Below are 14,908 nucleotides of genomic sequence, written 5' to 3'. Positions count from 1 at the left end.
TGATTTAACTTCGTTTTTAGCGACAGCTTATTTAATACCGGAGTATACAAAAGCCTTGACGATCTGCTTGGAAGCAAACAAATACACGATCAGGATCGGCAGGACAAGCACAACGTTGCCCGCCATGATGATATGCCAGTTGGATACGCCCTCGGATTCCCTGAGCATGGCGATCCCGATCGTCAGCGGCCGGACGGCGGTCGAGTCGGTGACGACGAGCGGCCAGAAGTAGTCGTTCCAATGGCTCACAAAGCTGAACAAGGCGACGGTGGCCAAGGCGGGAACGGCCATGGGGATCATGATCTTCTGCATGATTTTGAACTCGCTGGCATTGTCCAGCCGGGCGGACTCAATGATCTCCTGCGGGATTTGCATAAAATACTGGCGGAGCAGGAAAATCCCGAAGGCATTGGCCATGAACGGAATAATCTGGGGCAAAAGGGTGTTGTTGATGCCCCAATCCGCCATCATCAGGTAGACGGGAATGAACGTTACCTGCCCGGGAATCATGAAGGCGAGCAGCACGATGCCGAACAGCAGGTTCCGGCCCCAGAAGCGGTATTTGGCAAATGCGTACGCCGCCGGGATCATCACGATCATTTGCAGCACGATGACGGAGACGGTGATGATGACCGAGTTTTTCGCATAGGTCACGAAGGGAGCCGACCTCATGGCCTCGGCAAAATTATGCCACTGCGGCGCGGCGGGAATCCACGTCGGCGGAAAGGCCAGCGTCTCCTCAAAGGTTTGCAGCGAAGTGGATATCATCCACAGGAACGGAAAAATAAACACGATCAGCACGGCGAGCTTGGCCACGAAGCCCAGAAGCCGTTTCAGAAGCCGGAGGGACGCATGGTCCCGGATCCGGTAACGCAGCTTTCCGCCGACTTGTTTCTTTTCCTGGATCAGCACGGGAAAAGCACCCCCTCAGGTTGTTGTCTGCCCATGGTGCGGCTCATTGGTAGTGAATCCGCTGGGCAAGGACTTTGAAGTAAACAAAGGTCAGCACCGCGATGATCGCCATCAGCACGACGCCGGTGGCCGAAGCGAAGCCGATGCTGGTCGTTCTGAACTCGTAGATGTAGTACACGAGCGTCGTCGTTGAGCCGTTGGGGCCGCCCCCGGTCATGATTTTGACCGTATCGAACACCTTGAAGGAGCCGATCGTCATGATGACGAGGATGAAAAACAACTGCGGCGAGATCAGCGGCAGCGTAATTTTCCAAAACACCTTGAACCTGCTGGCATTGTCCAGCGCAGCGGCTTCGTAGATGGTCGGGGGAATGCTCTGCAGCGCCGCCACCATAATGAGGGCGTAATAGCCGATGCTGTGCCACACCGAGACCAGGATCACGGAAATCATGGAAGTGCTGGAGCTCTGCAGCCAGGGCGATCCCGGAAGTCCGAAGGCCTTCAGCACATAATTGAGCAGGCCGTGTCCCGGCTCCATCAGCCACATCCAGACGAGCGCGATGGAGACGATCGAAATGATATGCGGCGTAAACAGGCCTGCCTGCAGAATGGCGTTGAACCGTGACCGCTTCCGCAGCCATACGGCCACGCCGAGCGAGAGCAGCATGGTGCAGAGCACGACGCCCACCGTGTAGACGGCGGTGTTGGCCAGGGCGTGATAGAAATCGTCCCGGGTGAAGATTTCCCGGTAGTTGTCAAGACCGATGAACTTGCTTTTGTCCTTATTGAGCAGGTTGTATTTATACAGGCTTAATTTAATGAGGTAAAAGACCGGGTAGACCACGAACAGGAACAAGGCGATCATCGCCGGCAAAATGAGCGCGTACGGCCTGGTCGTCTCCCATACTCTGCGCCGGTTCATTGGAAACGTCCCCTTAGCGCATGAAGGTAGGTGTTATGCCGTCGGTCATCGCGGTAAATCCGCTTGTCATCCGCTCCGAAGAGAAAAAGCTTGGATTCGTCCAAGGAGAGATAGATGTCCTGGTCTACGCTGAACAGGTCTTCGGTGCATTTGATCATAAAGGAATGGTCCCTTGTACGGACCTGGTAGATGGTCTCTGAGCCGAGCATTTCCCGGGTGGAGATGACGCCCTTGGCCGTAAAATGGGCATCCGCCGGCTCGGTGGACAGCAGCCCGTGCTCCGGACGAAAGCCAAAACGGACTCCGTCCTGCCCCATGTCGCCGACGTTCATCGGAGGGACCCCGATAAACTGCGCGGCAAACAGATTATCCGGTTCGCGGTAAATTTCAGCCGGAGAAGCCTCCTGCTGAATCTCCCCCTGGTTCATCAGCACGATGGTATCGGCCATGGACATCGCTTCGACCTGATCGTGCGTGACGTAGACGAAGGTGGAGCCGAGCTTCTTGTGCAGCTCGATGAGCTCGACGCGCATCTGCACCCGGAGCTTGGCGTCCAGGTTGGACAGGGGCTCGTCCATCAGGAACACCGATGGTTTCTTGACCATCGCCCGCGCGAGCGCCACCCGCTGCCGCTGGCCGCCCGAAAGGGTGGAGGGCTTGCGGTCAAGGTAAGGGCGGAGTCCGACCGTCTCGCTGATGCTTTCCACGAGCCGTGTCCGTTCCTCCTTGGGTACTTTGTTGTTTTTCAGGCCAAATTCGATATTCTCGCGTACGGACATCGTCGGATAAATGGCGTAGTTCTGAAACACCATCGCGACGCCCCTTTGGCCCGGGGCAATGGCGGATACGTCGCTGCCGCCGATCAGAACCGACCCCGAAGTCTGGCGGTCGAGCCCGGCGATCATGCGGAGCAGGGTGGTCTTGCCGCAGCCCGAAGGACCGACCAGGACGGTGAATTTGCCATCTTCGATCTTCAGGTTCAGACGGGGGATGATGGTGTTTTTGTCAAACGATTGGGATACATCGACCAACTCAATGGATGCCACACGGATTCCTCCTTCACCAGCGGTTGCTATGTGTTGTTTGGGTTCATCGTCCACGGCAAGCGCTTTCATATGATGAAGAACGGAGGGAGGAATGCCTGGGCATCCTCCAGCCGTTTTTACTTCAACCCGCTTGTGTGGTACACTATTGAACAAGATTTTCGCTCTCTCACCAGCGAAAATCGAGGTACATCTTTTTCCAGTCTCTGTGAGCCAGGGCAGATTCCATTGCGCCCGCAAAGTCTTCTGCCTTGCTCACCGGGATATAGTCATCCGGCACCAACTGCCGGAGCGTCTCCTGACATTCCTCCTGCTGCATCACTTCAAGCACTTTCCGAAAATCGCTGTGCGAGCTGCGGCTGCTGCCGTGGATCGTAATGCCTTTCTCCAGCACATCCCGCGTATTGATAGGAACAAGCTCCTCACTGACGCCCATGGCGATCAGATGGCCCCCAGGGAGAAGTAAGTCGATCCCTTGATTGATGGCGCTTTCACTAAATCTTCCGCCTGTGCATTCCAGCACGACATCAACCTTCCAGCCGCCTTGAAAATCGTATTCCTGCACCATTTCGGTCCGGGCAAACGTGAAATGCTCCAGCTTCTCCTGAATGGCGCCGAATACCGTCAGGCGCTCCGTGCTGACGCCAAAGGCGTAATGGAGCATGGCGGCGGTCAGGAAGCCGACCGGACCGTCTCCGAAAACGGCGACCTGTGCGCTGTCCAGCAGATCGGCCACGGGGCGGATCGCCCGGTAGGATACGCTGCACAGCTCCGCCAGCACGGCAATGTCATCCGGAATCGAATCCGGGATCGGAATGGCGCATGCCTCCGGAATAACGAGCCGGCTCTGCGCGATACCGTCGATCGTACTCCCAAGAAACTTGCCGTTGTAGCAGTAATTCTCCGGAATGTCTCCCCTGCAGGCCGGACAGCACTCGTCGTGCTTGATGCCGTTCAGCAGATAGCCCGGCAGGTTCGGCACGATGGCGACCCGCTGTCCCGCTTGAAGCTTGGAGGAACCGCCGACGACTTTCCCGATGCCTTCATGAAGCAGGGCCATCGGCAGCTTGCGGGCAAGGACTTCGGGTTTCCGAAGGCCTCCGAAATACCGCAGGTCGGCATGACAGATGCTGGCCAAAGTGGGTTCAATGACGACGAAACCTTCCGTGACGGTCCGATCCATCGTCATTTCTTCGACATGGTGGGGGTGGGTGAGCCGGAGCGACCGGGAGTCCACCGTTTGCGTAGTCGTACTCAAATCAGGGAACACCTCCATGTGAGCGTTATTTGTTTTTTTTTAATACTGGATTTCCTTATCATCGTTCGGGTCTGACGTCATCGTCAGCTCCCCTGAAAGGAGCTGCGTTCCGTCAGACGGTTAAAATTTGAATGCCGGCGTCCTGAAACTGCTTGATGTCGTAATCCGCAACTTCTTTGCCCGTGATCAGGGTATGGATCGAGCTATTGGGAGCGACATTATACAGCGAAATTTTGCCGATTTTCGTTTCGTCGGCGACGACGATGACTTCCTGGGCGGCCGCGATCATGCCCTGCTTGGCGACAACCAGCTGGGCTTCCGGAAGCGTAAGGCCGTATTTGGGATGGATCGCGGTGGTCGCGATAAAAGCTTTGGATACGTGTACCGAACGCAGCACGTAATCCGTAAACATGCCGTTCAGCATGAAGCTGGACGGATACAGTTCCCCGCCGGTGACCGTCACTTTGACGCCGGGAGCGTCCCGAAGCTCGGCCGCCACGTTCATGTCGTTGGTAATGACGGTGATGTTGGAGCGGTGGACCAGGTTGCGGGCGATGTGCAGCGTGGTCGTGCCGGAGTCCAAAATGATGTGATCCCCGTCTTCCACCAAGCTTGCCGCCTTCTGGCCGATGCGTTCCTTCTGATCGAGCTGGATGCCCGATCTTTCGTTAAACGAAGGCTCGTGGTGTGTGAGCTGTTCCACAATAACGCCGCCGTGCGTCCGTTTCAGAAGCCCTTCCTGCTCGACCTCGGCCAGGTCGCGCCGGATCGTCGCTTCATGAACGCCGAATTCCTTGGCTAACGTGCCGACAGAAGCCGACCGATGCTGTCTGACAAATTCGACGATTCTCATTTTTCGTTCAGCTGCCAGCAATATAACCATCCTTTCCGCCAAATCGCATATGCGTTTGCTTACATTTGTTCATTTTTGCTCATTAGTCAGGCTTGCCGTCAGTTCGATTACATCTTGAAATTGGAATACTTGTTGTTTGCGGAAAATTTTTGTGCGAATTCTGAGGAGATTCCCGACGATTCAATGCCAAGCACGTCGGGCAGGGAAGATATTTTGTCCATGGCGGCAACCACCTGCATCGGATTTGGGGAGCGGATATGGAATTTCAGTTCGACCATGGCATCCGCCAGACCTTCGGGCGTGCGGATTTCGATATTGTTGATCTTGATGCCAAGCACATCCAGCTCGCTGGCGACCGTCACGAGCATGCCCGGCTTGTCGGGCACCCGGATGAGGAAATCGAAGTTCCTCTTGCGGTGCATGATGAGCTTTTCCCATTTGTTCAGGGCAAACAGGCTGATAAAAGCAAGTCCGGTCGTCAGAAGGGCCGAGTAGAGAAATCCGGCGCCGATCGACAGTCCGATCGCGGCCACGACCCATACCGAAGCGGCGGTCGTCAGTCCGGATACCGTCTGTCCCGAACGGAGAATGGCTCCCGCGCCGAGAAAGCCGATCCCGCTGATCACCTGCGCAGCGAGCCGCGCCGGATCCAGGCGGACGTTCGTTTCGTCCACGAAGGCTTCAAAGCCGTACATGGACAGGATCATGATGGACGCCGAGCCGAGACAGACCAGGATATGGGTCCGAAAGCCGGCGGCGTGATTGTTCCATTCGCGTTCCATGCCGATCAATCCGCCCATGGCGACCGATAACAGCAGCCGGAGCGTCAAATCCATATTGCTGATATGCCACACACTGTCGATTCATCATTCCCCCTTAACTCAAGCGAAAATGAACATTCAATGCCCAAATCAAACATAAATGAGTATTATTTGCGCAATATATGCTCGTTTATGTTCACAATTTGTTCATTTGTCGCTATATTAACACGCGGATTTGCGGAAGACAATATATCTGGAGGAAATTTTTGAAATATTTTTTTAGAGATAGTATTTTTGTTTTTATGTCAACGATTTCCACCAATACTTTGCTCTATTCCATCCATAATAAGGAGAATGATCGGGTCCAAGTATGCCACGCAGCACGGAGCCGAAAACGCAGGGAGGAATCGTCCATGAGTCAAGAAATGAAGGATGAGAAGCGGGCCCTTTCGACAGACCTGTCGACCGTGGAGTCGCAGCGCAACGATCTGGCCTTCGAGGAGTTTCCGGACGGGCCCTACGGGTCGCCGGTCAACGCCGAGCAGCTGGGAAAAAGCACACCGTGGCGGGTGGACCAGCGCAGCTCGGGCCGATTCGACTACGAGAATCATGAGCTTCACGAAGGCCATGTCCGGGATTTCCCGGGCCAGGACGTTTTCGATGAGCGGATTCCGGATGACGTGAATAAGCCGAGGGTTCCGGAGGAATGAGCTTGAGGATGAAATGAAAAATCATAACAAAAGCGTTAAAAATGACCGGTGCATCATGTACCGGTTTTTTTTATGCGTCTTGCGGATTGCGGGCTGCGGATTGGTTCAAAGAAAACAACCGGATGGAGGGGGATTGCAAGTTTGATTTTGATGTTGACATACCTACCGAAGGTAGGTATATTAAAGTCATAGAAAAAACCTACCGACGGTATGCACGACGAAGCAGCGGCCTTATTAATGCAGCTCTACGATACCCGGTAGGATTTCATACCCTGACACGAAACGAATTATTTATTGGAGAGGACGGTTGAAACCGATGACCAAATCGAGAAACGCCATTATCGTAACGCTGATTGTCAACATCGTGCTTCCTTATGTCGTGTATACCTTGCTGCTGCCGCACACGAGCAGCCTGGTGGCCTTATCGGCCGCCGCCATCGTACCGCTGATCGATACCGTGTACAGCCTAATACATACCCGCAAAGTTGATATGTTCTCCGGCTTCATTTTCCTCGGGCTTGTTCTCGGCATTGCCGCTGTTCTGCTGGGCGGCGACGAACGGTTCATTTTGCTGAGGGAGTCTTATGTTACAGGGATCATGGGCTTGGTATTTCTCGGCTCCCTGCTTGCCGCACGCCCGCTGATTTTTTATTTTGCCGAACGGTTCGCCGGCCGTGATCCGGAAATGCACGACAAGTGGAATCGCCTGCCCGCCTATCGTCAAACCTTTCGCCGCATGACGGCGGTGTGGGGCGTCGCGCTTTTGCTCGAAGCTTGTGTTAAAGTAGGATTGGTGTACACGTTGTCGATCCCGGCCTTTCTGGCGATTTCCCCGTTTGCCACCTATGGCATCCTGGCGCTTACGATCTGGTGGAACGTCACCTACGTGAAACGGGTCAAGCGGGCAGCTGCTTTAAACCGTAAATAATTCAGCAATACATGAATCAGCACCGTTAATCATTCAGCTTATGAATCAAATAATAACCTAAGCGATATGGAGGAATAGATGATGGACGACAAGGCGATGAATCCCAGCCTGAAGCTGCTGCTGGACACGGCCGAAGAGATGATCCTGGAGAGGGGATGCCGGGCGACGACGCTCCAGGATATCGCCGACCGCAGCGGTCTGACCAAAGGAGCCATTTATCATTATGTCAAAAGCAAAGACGAGCTGTTCGCCCTGATCCTGCAGTCAGGGATGCAGAATACGAACCGCCTCTTCTACGAGTCGGTATCCCGGGCGGTCGGAGAGGATGCGGGCCTTCAAGGGCCGCTGTCCGCCCTTTCGGGAAGGATGCAGCATATGTCCAGCACGGAGACTGCTTCGAGCCTCATTTTTATTTACCTGTTGAGTCAAAAGGATAAGCCCGCCGTGGCCGACATCCTGAAGCGATATCAGGAGACGGCCATTCAAAATTCGGCTGAGTGGATCAAGGTTGGGCAGGAGCACGGCGTGATCCCGGCCCATGTGGACGCCGAGAAGGCAGCGCGGCTGCTGTCCATCTTCAAGAACGGCCTGCAGGTACAGCAGATCGTGTCCCCGGATGGGGCGGAAATGAGCGAAGAAGATATTTTTAGGTTTATGAAAAATGCGCTGAGCTAATCGAAGGACCCCTAAATGAGCCGATACGGACAGCCGGCTTTCCTTGGGGGTTCTTTTTGTTCTATTCCGTGAGCTGCAGCCGGGAAATGAGGTATGTTTTGACCGGGCGCCGAACATAATGGGATCATGCTCATTTTCTCACAGGAAAGGAAATCGTCATGAAGCCTGATGCACCCAAGACCCTCCGTGAAATATTGGAGCAAGCCGCCAAATCCAGTGACTTCCGGCAGTTTTCGCCCTTTGCGGAAGACGACCGGATCCGGATCAGCTACTATTCTTCTCTTGTGGATGCGGAGAAGATCAACCGTTATCTTATCGCTGAAATCCAGCAGCATGACGATGACATTCATCGGCTGACGGACATTCAGAACCGCATCCCGTTCGATGAAGCGCAAATCACCGAGGATACGTCGGAAGTCGAGTCCAAGCTGGTCAAAGGGTATGTGATCCTCCAGATCGCGTCGGAAGAGCCGGCTTTTTTGATCGTTAATATCAACCAAACCGAACGGGGACACCGCCAAAGCAACGAGACCGAAAATGAATTCAGCGTCGTGGGACCCAAAATCGGCTTTGTGGAAAATATTCATGTCAACGTCCATTTGTTGAGACAGCAAATCGCCGTCACGAGGCTGGTGATCGAGGAGGTTTCGGTCGGCAGTCTGTCCAATACGAAGGTCATGATCGCTTACCTTGACGGAGTGACGAATCCGCAGCATATCGAAACGATGAAACAGCGGCTCGGCAGGATCGACTTCGAGGTCGTATTCGACACATCGATTCTCGATCAGATTATATCGGATCATACCAACTCCCCGTTCCCGCTTTATCTGTCGACGGAAAGGGTAGACCGGGTGGCTTACGCCATTACTTCCGGACAGGTCGCGGTGTTTGCGGACGGATCACCCTATGTCTTTACGGGCCCTTCCACGTTTTTGGACTTTTTCGTATCGCCGGAGGACTATTATTTGCCCTGGATTATCGGGTCTTTCTTTCGTATCGTCCGCATTCTCAGCGTCATCTTCTCCATTTTTGTTACGCCAGTTTATGTCGCCGTATTAACGTATCATTTCGAGGTTATTCCGGAAAATATACTGGAGCCGTTGATCATGTCCCGAACCCATGTCCCGCTTCCTCCCGTGCTGGAGGCGCTCTTCCTGGAAGTGACGATCGAGCTGCTGCGGGAAGCCGGAGCCCGGCTCCCGACCAAAATCGGCCAGACGCTCGGCATCGTAGGCGGGATCGTCATCGGCCAGGCCACGGTGGAAGCCGCCCTGGCGAGCAGCATCCTGCTGATTATTGTGGCGCTGTCGGCGCTCGCCTCGTTTACGACTCCGATTTTTAAAATGGCCAATACGATCCGCCTCCTGCGTTTCCCGCTGATCCTGCTGGCCGGCCTATGGGGCGGGCTCGGGATTGTGGCCGGGCTCTTTTTGCTGCTTGGCCACCTGCTGCGGCTCAAATCCCTCGGCACCCCGTACTTGCTGCCGCTGTTCCCGCTGCGGACGGGAAATTTCGGAGACAGTTTCGTTCGGCGATCATACCGGTATATCACCAACCGGAACGTTTACCTGAGGCCCCTGGATTCCAAGCGGTACACCCCGAGTGAAGACAAGGAGGATATTGAGCATGAGTAGCCTCGCAAGAAGGCTGGGGGCTGTCGGTATCTTCTTGGTGCTCGCGGGATGCGGCAACGACCGAATGGTCGATAATATCCGTATCGTCACGGTGCTCGGATTTGACGACGGCCGCCCGGGTTATATCGGGACCGCTCTCTACAGCGATTTTACGCAGAGGGGGAAGGTCGGCACGCTGCAGGGGCGGGCGGAGCAGACCCAGCTCGTCCTGAATGAAATGAACGGCCAGTCGGCCCAGCCGGTCAAAATCGAGAAGCTGCGGCTGCTCCTGTTCAGCCGGGAGCTCGCGGAGAGCGGCCTTTCGTATTTCATCAATTCGATCTGCCGCAACCCGCTGATCAGCAATTATTTGACGGTGGCCGTATCGGAGGAGCCGGTCACTTCCCTGGCCAAGGTCATAGCCGAGCAGGGCAGCCGAGAGCTGCCGTACCATCTCATTGAGCAGAATATGAAATCAGGGAATATTCCGAGGTCCAACCTATCGACGATGTTGTTTGATTACCATGGCCTGGGGAGGGATGTTTCGCTTCCGGTCATCCGGTTAAACGCTGCGGGCAGATTGCAGGTATCGGGATTTGGCATTTTCAAGGAGGACCGGTTAAAACTCACCTTGAATCCGGAGGAAATGTTCTATTATAAGCTGCTTCAGGGATATTCCATGCGCGGGGAAATTCCGTTTACCCTGAAAAAGCACGGGCAGGAAGGGACGGCCCTATTTTCAGTGAGCTATGGAAGGGAATCCAAGCATGCGGTCATGAGGGCAGATGGCTTGCATATTCAAGTCCAGCTCGCGATCAGCGGAATGGTGAAGGAGTATCCGAGATGGATGGACTTAAGAAAGGACTCCAATGACCGTGAGGTAGACCGCCAGCTGGAAAAGCAGATACGGGAACGCCTGATGTCGCTGCTCGCCAAACTGAGGGACAGCGGCGTGGATCCGCTGGGCGTAGGGGATTTGGTCAGGGCATATTCCCGGGACTGGGACGAGAAGGGATTTTACGAAAGGATATATCCGAAAACGGCGTTCGATATCGCTATCAACCTTCAACTGACCAAATCGGGAATCGGAGAATGACAAGGACAGGTGGTCGAAGATGCCCAGACAGATCAAAGAAAGCTTAACCGTATCCCCTTATCTGCTGTGGTTTATGATTCACGGAACGCAGACAGGCATTGCCATGCTGAACTTTCAAAGCCGGAACATTAAGGGGGCGCAGCAGGATTCCTGGTTATCCTTACTGCTCGTCGGCCTCAGCCTGCACGCGGTCGTGTGGATCATTTATGCGATCATGAAGCACGCGGATGGAGGCGATATCCTCCACCTGCATCGGCAGTTGTTCGGCAAATGGCTGGGAGGAGCGATGAATCTCCTGTTCTACGGTTATATGCTGCTGTTTATCGTCTATCAAATCCGGTCTTACATGGAGGTCATCCATATTTGGGCGTTTCCCACGACGCCGTTCTGGTTCGTATGCCTGCTCATTTTGCTGACCGCCGTATATATCGTGACCGGGGGGCTGCGGGTGATCACGGGAATCTGCTTTTTCTGCGTCGTCATTCCCACCCTGCTCCTGGTATCGATTTATTTTCCGCTGCAGTATGCCCATTGGACGAATTTCCTGCCGCTGCTGAACCATTCGCCGCGAGAATATGCCCAGTCGGCGTTCCATTCGCTCAATTTATTTTACGGGGTGGAGTTTCTGCTTCTGCTGCACCCCTTTATCAAGCATCCGGAAAAGTCACGCAAATGGGCTCATATCGCCGTAGCCCATTCCACAGTCCTTTACTTAATCGTCGCTATAGTCACATTGGCGTTCTTTAACGTTCAGCAGCTGGAGCATACGATCTGGCCGACGCTGATCCTGTCGAAAGTGGCCCGGCTCCCGTTCATCGACCGGTTCGATTACGTGTACGTGTTCAATTGGTTTATCGTGATTCTGCCGCCGGTATGTATGGCCATGTGGGCAGGAACCCGAATTTTGAGACAGGTCACCCCACTGAGATCCAAGCCGCTGGTATGGTTCACATGCGGGATGTCATTTGTCATTATCGCCGTATTACAAGGACCCAAGACGATCGACAAGCTGGATTCTGTAGTAACCTGGGCCGGACTGACCCTGCTGTACGTTTATCTTCCGCTGCTGTGCCTCTGGGTGCATATCATCCAACGGTATCAAAATCGAAGGGCGGCAGTAGAAGGGGGGTGAAATCGTACCCATGCCTGGTTGGGATTAAAATGATAGAAATGGCATATTGATTTACTGTAACTAAATTGTGTACAATTCAGTTACAGAAGACAGCTTACAACCGAAAGGCTTGCCGAAGGCCTTCACTGACTGATAAAAAAGGATGGGATAAATGATGACAAATACAACGACATTAACATTGGAACAGGCATTGAACCAGCAGGTGGCAAACTTCAGCATCCTTTACGTGAAAATTCATAACTATCACTGGTATGTAAAAGGAGAACAGTTCTTTACGCTGCATGCGAAATTCGAGGAACTGTACAACGACGTTACGCAAAAAACAGACGAAATCGCCGAACGCCTTCTGGCGATCAAGGGCAGACCGTCTGCTACATTGAAAGAGTACCTGGAAATCGCCACGATTGCGGAAGCTACAGGAAAAGAGGACGCGCGCGGCATGGTGCAGTCGCTTATCCATGACTTCTCGGCGGTAAGCAAGGAACTGCATGACACCATCAACTTGGCGGAAAGCGCCGGTGACCACCCAACCGCCGATATGCTGATCGCGATGCAGGCGGACCTGGATAAGCATGTATGGATGCTTGAATCCTACCTTGGCTGATTTCAACGATTTCCAATGAACGAGGGGCTCGCGCCCCTTCGTCGGTTATGTCAGAAGAGAAGGGGTGTGATTAATAATGGAAGCTAAATTCGCCATGGAGCATGAGGTTGCCAAAATTCTGGATCACCACGAATACGCCGCCGTTGCGACGGTGGAGAATCAGAAGCCGCGGCTGCGCCGGATGCCGAAGTACAACAAAGGACTGAGCATCTATCTTGTCGCAAATCGGAAAAGCCAAACCTGGGACCTGGAAAGCAAGACGCCGGTGTCGCTGCTGGTAGGGCATGGGGAGAATGATTCCCGGGAAACGGTGGAGATCGACGGAAAATTATCCGTGAACACGGAGGAAGCTCTCCGCCAGCAGATTTGGCGGGAAGAGTTCAGCGCGGACTTTTCCGGCCCGGATGATCCGGATTATTTGATCCTTCAGGTTAAGGCCATTCGTGTGGAGTTAACCGACAAGGACGGACAGAAGCACGAGTGGTTCGACTATTGATTGAATCCCGCGGCAGCAGTGAGAGCCGCCTTATCAGATTGAAATCTGATGAGGCGGCTTTTTGGTGTGCGCAAATATCTTTCGAGGAAGCATTAAGGATGATTGATGTTGCCATGCGTCTTGTCCGAAGTGCATCCGGCGATAATGATTATCGGGCAACAGCATCCAAAAGGGGGAAGTGAAATGACCGAACGCCATTGTCAGCCGGTTGTGCCGGCAAAATTGATGTAAACGCATACATGTTATTTTTGACCTGCCGCAAAACCGCGCCGCATAAGGGCTCGTGCGGGAATTGTCATTTTTGATATATACACCTTAAAGGCTATCCAAATCATCAAAAATGACATATTCGGCTCCTGAATCACAAGTGAATGTAGCCACCGGAGCCAGATTTCAAGCCGATTTGATGGAGGAGCGAAAACGACATATTTACGCATGGCGGGGGCTCCGATATGTTTAGTGTAAGCGTTATCAATCGCAGCTGAAGCGAGATGCGGTGGAAACAGGCAGGCTTAACTAACGATCAAAAACCGTGGCCGAGAAACAGGGACATTTGGTGGAGGGTCGTCCGCCGATAGATGCGTTGAAGCATGGAAGCTTCACCGAAGAAGGATGTTTCATCTAAGGAGAAGGCTTCATGGAAGAAGGATGTTTCTTCATTGTACGAAACCATCGAAACCTGACCGGAAGCTCTCTCAGGATTCTGTTCGAAACGAGGACGCTATGCTGCTTGCCAGGTTTGTTTAATTGCTCTAATGAGAATGGGCTATCGCCTAGATGCTGGTCAGCCGAAATTTTTTTCCCTTAGTAAAAAGGAGAAACAACGCGAGACAGTTTGCAGGGCACATCGTCATAGGGCTCACAAGAGGAAGTTCAACCAAAACTCTTCCTTGTTCAGGTAATATACCGAACATTTTTGTGTAACTTAAGTTATCATTATCGCGTTATGTATTGCCTGATTCACCCGAATTCGATGCAAAAACAACATATTCCTCTGGCCAAAACCTGTCGATTTTCTTCTTGTTCGTACGGGTTTTGTCCTGAATTCCAGGTTCATGTGGAAAATGACATATTTACGAAGGTTTTACCGATCGAATACGTTTAGATCACAAACCTTGTTCACCCGCCTTTTTCGGGCTTAACATCCGTCATCACGGAGAGATAAAGGCAACAAACAACCTACCAGAGAAGGAGTGATACGATGCATGAGACAAAAGCTGCCATCGCAGGCCCGCCGGCTGTGATGCCGAGAAAGAAAACCCACAAAAGCTTGTGGAAGCGCATCATTCTGAACTGGGAGCTGTACCTGTTTATTGCGCCGGCCTTTTTCTACTTTCTTATTTTCTGTTACGGGCCGATGTACGGCATCCAGATCGCATTCAAAAACTTCATTCCGACAAAAGGAATTACGGGAAGCCCGTGGGTCGGCTTCGACCACTTCGTCCGCTTCTTTCATTCCTACTACTTCTGGGACCTGCTCTGGAACACGCTGAGCATCAGCTTGTACTCGCTGGCTGTCGGGTTTCCGATCCCGATCATTCTGGCGCTGGCCTTCAACGAAGTCCGAAACGGCTTCTTCAAGAAGTTGTCCCAGACGGTAACATACGCGCCTCACTTCATTTCCATGGTCGTCATGGCGGGGATGATTATCACGTTCCTCTCGCCGTCGACGGGGATTGTCACCCACATGATCGAGGGGCTGGGCCTGAAAGCGCCGGACTTCCTTACCGACCCGCGCTGGTTCAAGACGATGTACGTCTTCTCGGACGTGTGGCAGAGCGCCGGCTGGGGCACGATCATCTATCTCGCAGCGCTCTCGGGCGTTGATCCGGGGCTGCATGAGGCGGCGATTATCGATGGGGCCTCGCGCTTCCAGCGCTTGCGGCACATCAACATCCCGGTGCT

The 14,908-nt window shown here is 53.4% G+C and carries 15 protein-coding genes; 9 read left to right on the top strand and 6 right to left on the bottom strand.

Annotated features, from left to right (window positions below):
• Positions 1 to 27: 27 nt before the first annotated feature.
• The 6 genes from C7820_RS32900 to C7820_RS32875 all read right to left on the bottom strand — a co-directional run bounded on the left by C7820_RS32900 (position 28) and on the right by C7820_RS32875 (position 5,824).
• Positions 28 to 768: a carbohydrate ABC transporter permease gene (locus tag C7820_RS32900; RefSeq protein WP_084204006.1), complete on the bottom strand. Its 741-nt coding sequence runs from the start codon at positions 766 to 768 to the stop codon at positions 28 to 30.
• Positions 769 to 955: 187 nt separating this feature from the next.
• Positions 956 to 1,834, bottom strand: a complete 879-nt coding sequence (locus C7820_RS32895; RefSeq protein ID WP_089549057.1) for a carbohydrate ABC transporter permease — start codon at positions 1,832 to 1,834, stop codon at positions 956 to 958.
• The gene (locus tag C7820_RS32890; protein ID WP_116234534.1) at positions 1,831 to 2,880 is read right to left on the bottom strand and encodes an ABC transporter ATP-binding protein; all 1,050 of its coding nucleotides are present in this window, start codon (positions 2,878 to 2,880) and stop codon (positions 1,831 to 1,833) included. Before C7820_RS32890 ends, C7820_RS32895 begins: the two co-directional genes overlap by 4 nt.
• Positions 2,881 to 3,046: 166 nt before the next feature.
• Positions 3,047 to 4,135 (bottom strand): alcohol dehydrogenase catalytic domain-containing protein, encoded by a 1,089-nt coding sequence (locus C7820_RS32885; RefSeq protein WP_258875808.1) that lies wholly within the window; start codon positions 4,133 to 4,135, stop codon positions 3,047 to 3,049.
• A gap of 112 nt (positions 4,136 to 4,247) precedes the next feature.
• On the bottom strand, positions 4,248 to 5,009 hold the full coding sequence (locus C7820_RS32880; RefSeq protein ID WP_116234532.1) for a DeoR/GlpR family DNA-binding transcription regulator: 762 nt from the start codon (positions 5,007 to 5,009) through the stop codon (positions 4,248 to 4,250).
• Positions 5,010 to 5,095: 86 nt separating this feature from the next.
• Positions 5,096 to 5,824 carry an MgtC/SapB family protein gene (locus C7820_RS32875; RefSeq protein WP_116234559.1) on the bottom strand — a complete coding sequence of 243 codons (729 nt, stop codon included), beginning with the start codon at positions 5,822 to 5,824 and terminating at the stop codon, positions 5,096 to 5,098.
• Positions 5,825 to 6,162: 338 nt separating this feature from the next.
• Here C7820_RS32875 and C7820_RS32870 point away from each other — a divergent pair, with 338 nt between their 5' ends.
• From C7820_RS32870 to C7820_RS32830, 9 genes are all read left to right on the top strand, one after another.
• Positions 6,163 to 6,459, top strand: a complete 297-nt coding sequence (locus C7820_RS32870; protein WP_076172932.1) for a hypothetical protein — start codon at positions 6,163 to 6,165, stop codon at positions 6,457 to 6,459.
• 316 nt (positions 6,460 to 6,775) lie between these two features.
• The gene (locus tag C7820_RS32865; protein WP_116234558.1) at positions 6,776 to 7,387 is read left to right on the top strand and encodes a VC0807 family protein; all 612 of its coding nucleotides are present in this window, start codon (positions 6,776 to 6,778) and stop codon (positions 7,385 to 7,387) included.
• Between the two features lie 78 nt (positions 7,388 to 7,465).
• Positions 7,466 to 8,062 (top strand): TetR/AcrR family transcriptional regulator, encoded by a 597-nt coding sequence (locus C7820_RS32860; protein WP_251678124.1) that lies wholly within the window; start codon positions 7,466 to 7,468, stop codon positions 8,060 to 8,062.
• Positions 8,063 to 8,220: 158 nt separating this feature from the next.
• Entirely contained in the window at positions 8,221 to 9,696 is a 1,476-nt protein-coding gene (locus C7820_RS32855) for a spore germination protein (RefSeq protein ID WP_116234530.1), read from the top strand.
• Positions 9,689 to 10,771, top strand: a complete 1,083-nt coding sequence (locus C7820_RS32850) for a Ger(x)C family spore germination protein (protein ID WP_116234529.1) — start codon at positions 9,689 to 9,691, stop codon at positions 10,769 to 10,771. The genes C7820_RS32855 and C7820_RS32850 overlap by 8 nt, the downstream gene beginning before the upstream one ends.
• A gap of 19 nt (positions 10,772 to 10,790) precedes the next feature.
• A complete protein-coding gene (locus C7820_RS32845; RefSeq protein WP_116234528.1) occupies positions 10,791 to 11,903 on the top strand; it encodes a GerAB/ArcD/ProY family transporter in 1,113 nt (370 codons plus the stop codon).
• 154 nt (positions 11,904 to 12,057) lie between these two features.
• Entirely contained in the window at positions 12,058 to 12,507 is a 450-nt protein-coding gene (locus C7820_RS32840) for a Dps family protein (protein ID WP_116234557.1), read from the top strand.
• Positions 12,508 to 12,583: 76 nt separating this feature from the next.
• Positions 12,584 to 13,003 carry a pyridoxamine 5'-phosphate oxidase family protein gene (locus tag C7820_RS32835; RefSeq protein WP_116234527.1) on the top strand — a complete coding sequence of 140 codons (420 nt, stop codon included), beginning with the start codon at positions 12,584 to 12,586 and terminating at the stop codon, positions 13,001 to 13,003.
• A gap of 1,243 nt (positions 13,004 to 14,246) precedes the next feature.
• Positions 14,247 to 14,908: ABC transporter permease (locus C7820_RS32830; RefSeq protein WP_258875811.1), on the top strand; the 662-nt coding region annotated here is incomplete at its 3' end.

This window comes from Paenibacillus sp. VMFN-D1 (assembly GCF_003386155.1).
Lineage (GTDB): Bacteria > Bacillota > Bacilli > Paenibacillales > Paenibacillaceae > Paenibacillus_AQ > Paenibacillus_AQ favisporus.
This window is presented reverse-complemented; position numbering and strand designations above follow the sequence as displayed.

Bases quoted from the DNA above. Each gene is read 5' to 3' on its own strand.
- C7820_RS32850 (WP_116234529.1), top strand. From the start codon at position 9,689: ATGAGTAGCCTCGCAAGAAGGCTGGGGGCTGTCGGTATCTTCTTGGTG.
- C7820_RS32895 (WP_089549057.1), bottom strand. From the start codon at position 1,834: ATGAACCGGCGCAGAGTATGGGAGACGACCAGGCCGTACGCGCTCATT.
- C7820_RS32875 (WP_116234559.1), bottom strand. From the start codon at position 5,824: ATGGATTTGACGCTCCGGCTGCTGTTATCGGTCGCCATGGGCGGATTG.
- C7820_RS32845 (WP_116234528.1), top strand. From the start codon at position 10,791: ATGCCCAGACAGATCAAAGAAAGCTTAACCGTATCCCCTTATCTGCTG.
- C7820_RS32855 (WP_116234530.1), top strand. From the start codon at position 8,221: ATGAAGCCTGATGCACCCAAGACCCTCCGTGAAATATTGGAGCAAGCC.
- C7820_RS32870 (WP_076172932.1), top strand. From the start codon at position 6,163: ATGAGTCAAGAAATGAAGGATGAGAAGCGGGCCCTTTCGACAGACCTG.
- C7820_RS32865 (WP_116234558.1), top strand. From the start codon at position 6,776: ATGACCAAATCGAGAAACGCCATTATCGTAACGCTGATTGTCAACATC.
- C7820_RS32840 (WP_116234557.1), top strand. From the start codon at position 12,058: ATGACAAATACAACGACATTAACATTGGAACAGGCATTGAACCAGCAG.
- C7820_RS32835 (WP_116234527.1), top strand. From the start codon at position 12,584: ATGGAAGCTAAATTCGCCATGGAGCATGAGGTTGCCAAAATTCTGGAT.
- C7820_RS32860 (WP_251678124.1), top strand. From the start codon at position 7,466: ATGATGGACGACAAGGCGATGAATCCCAGCCTGAAGCTGCTGCTGGAC.
- C7820_RS32900 (WP_084204006.1), bottom strand. From the start codon at position 768: ATGATATCCACTTCGCTGCAAACCTTTGAGGAGACGCTGGCCTTTCCG.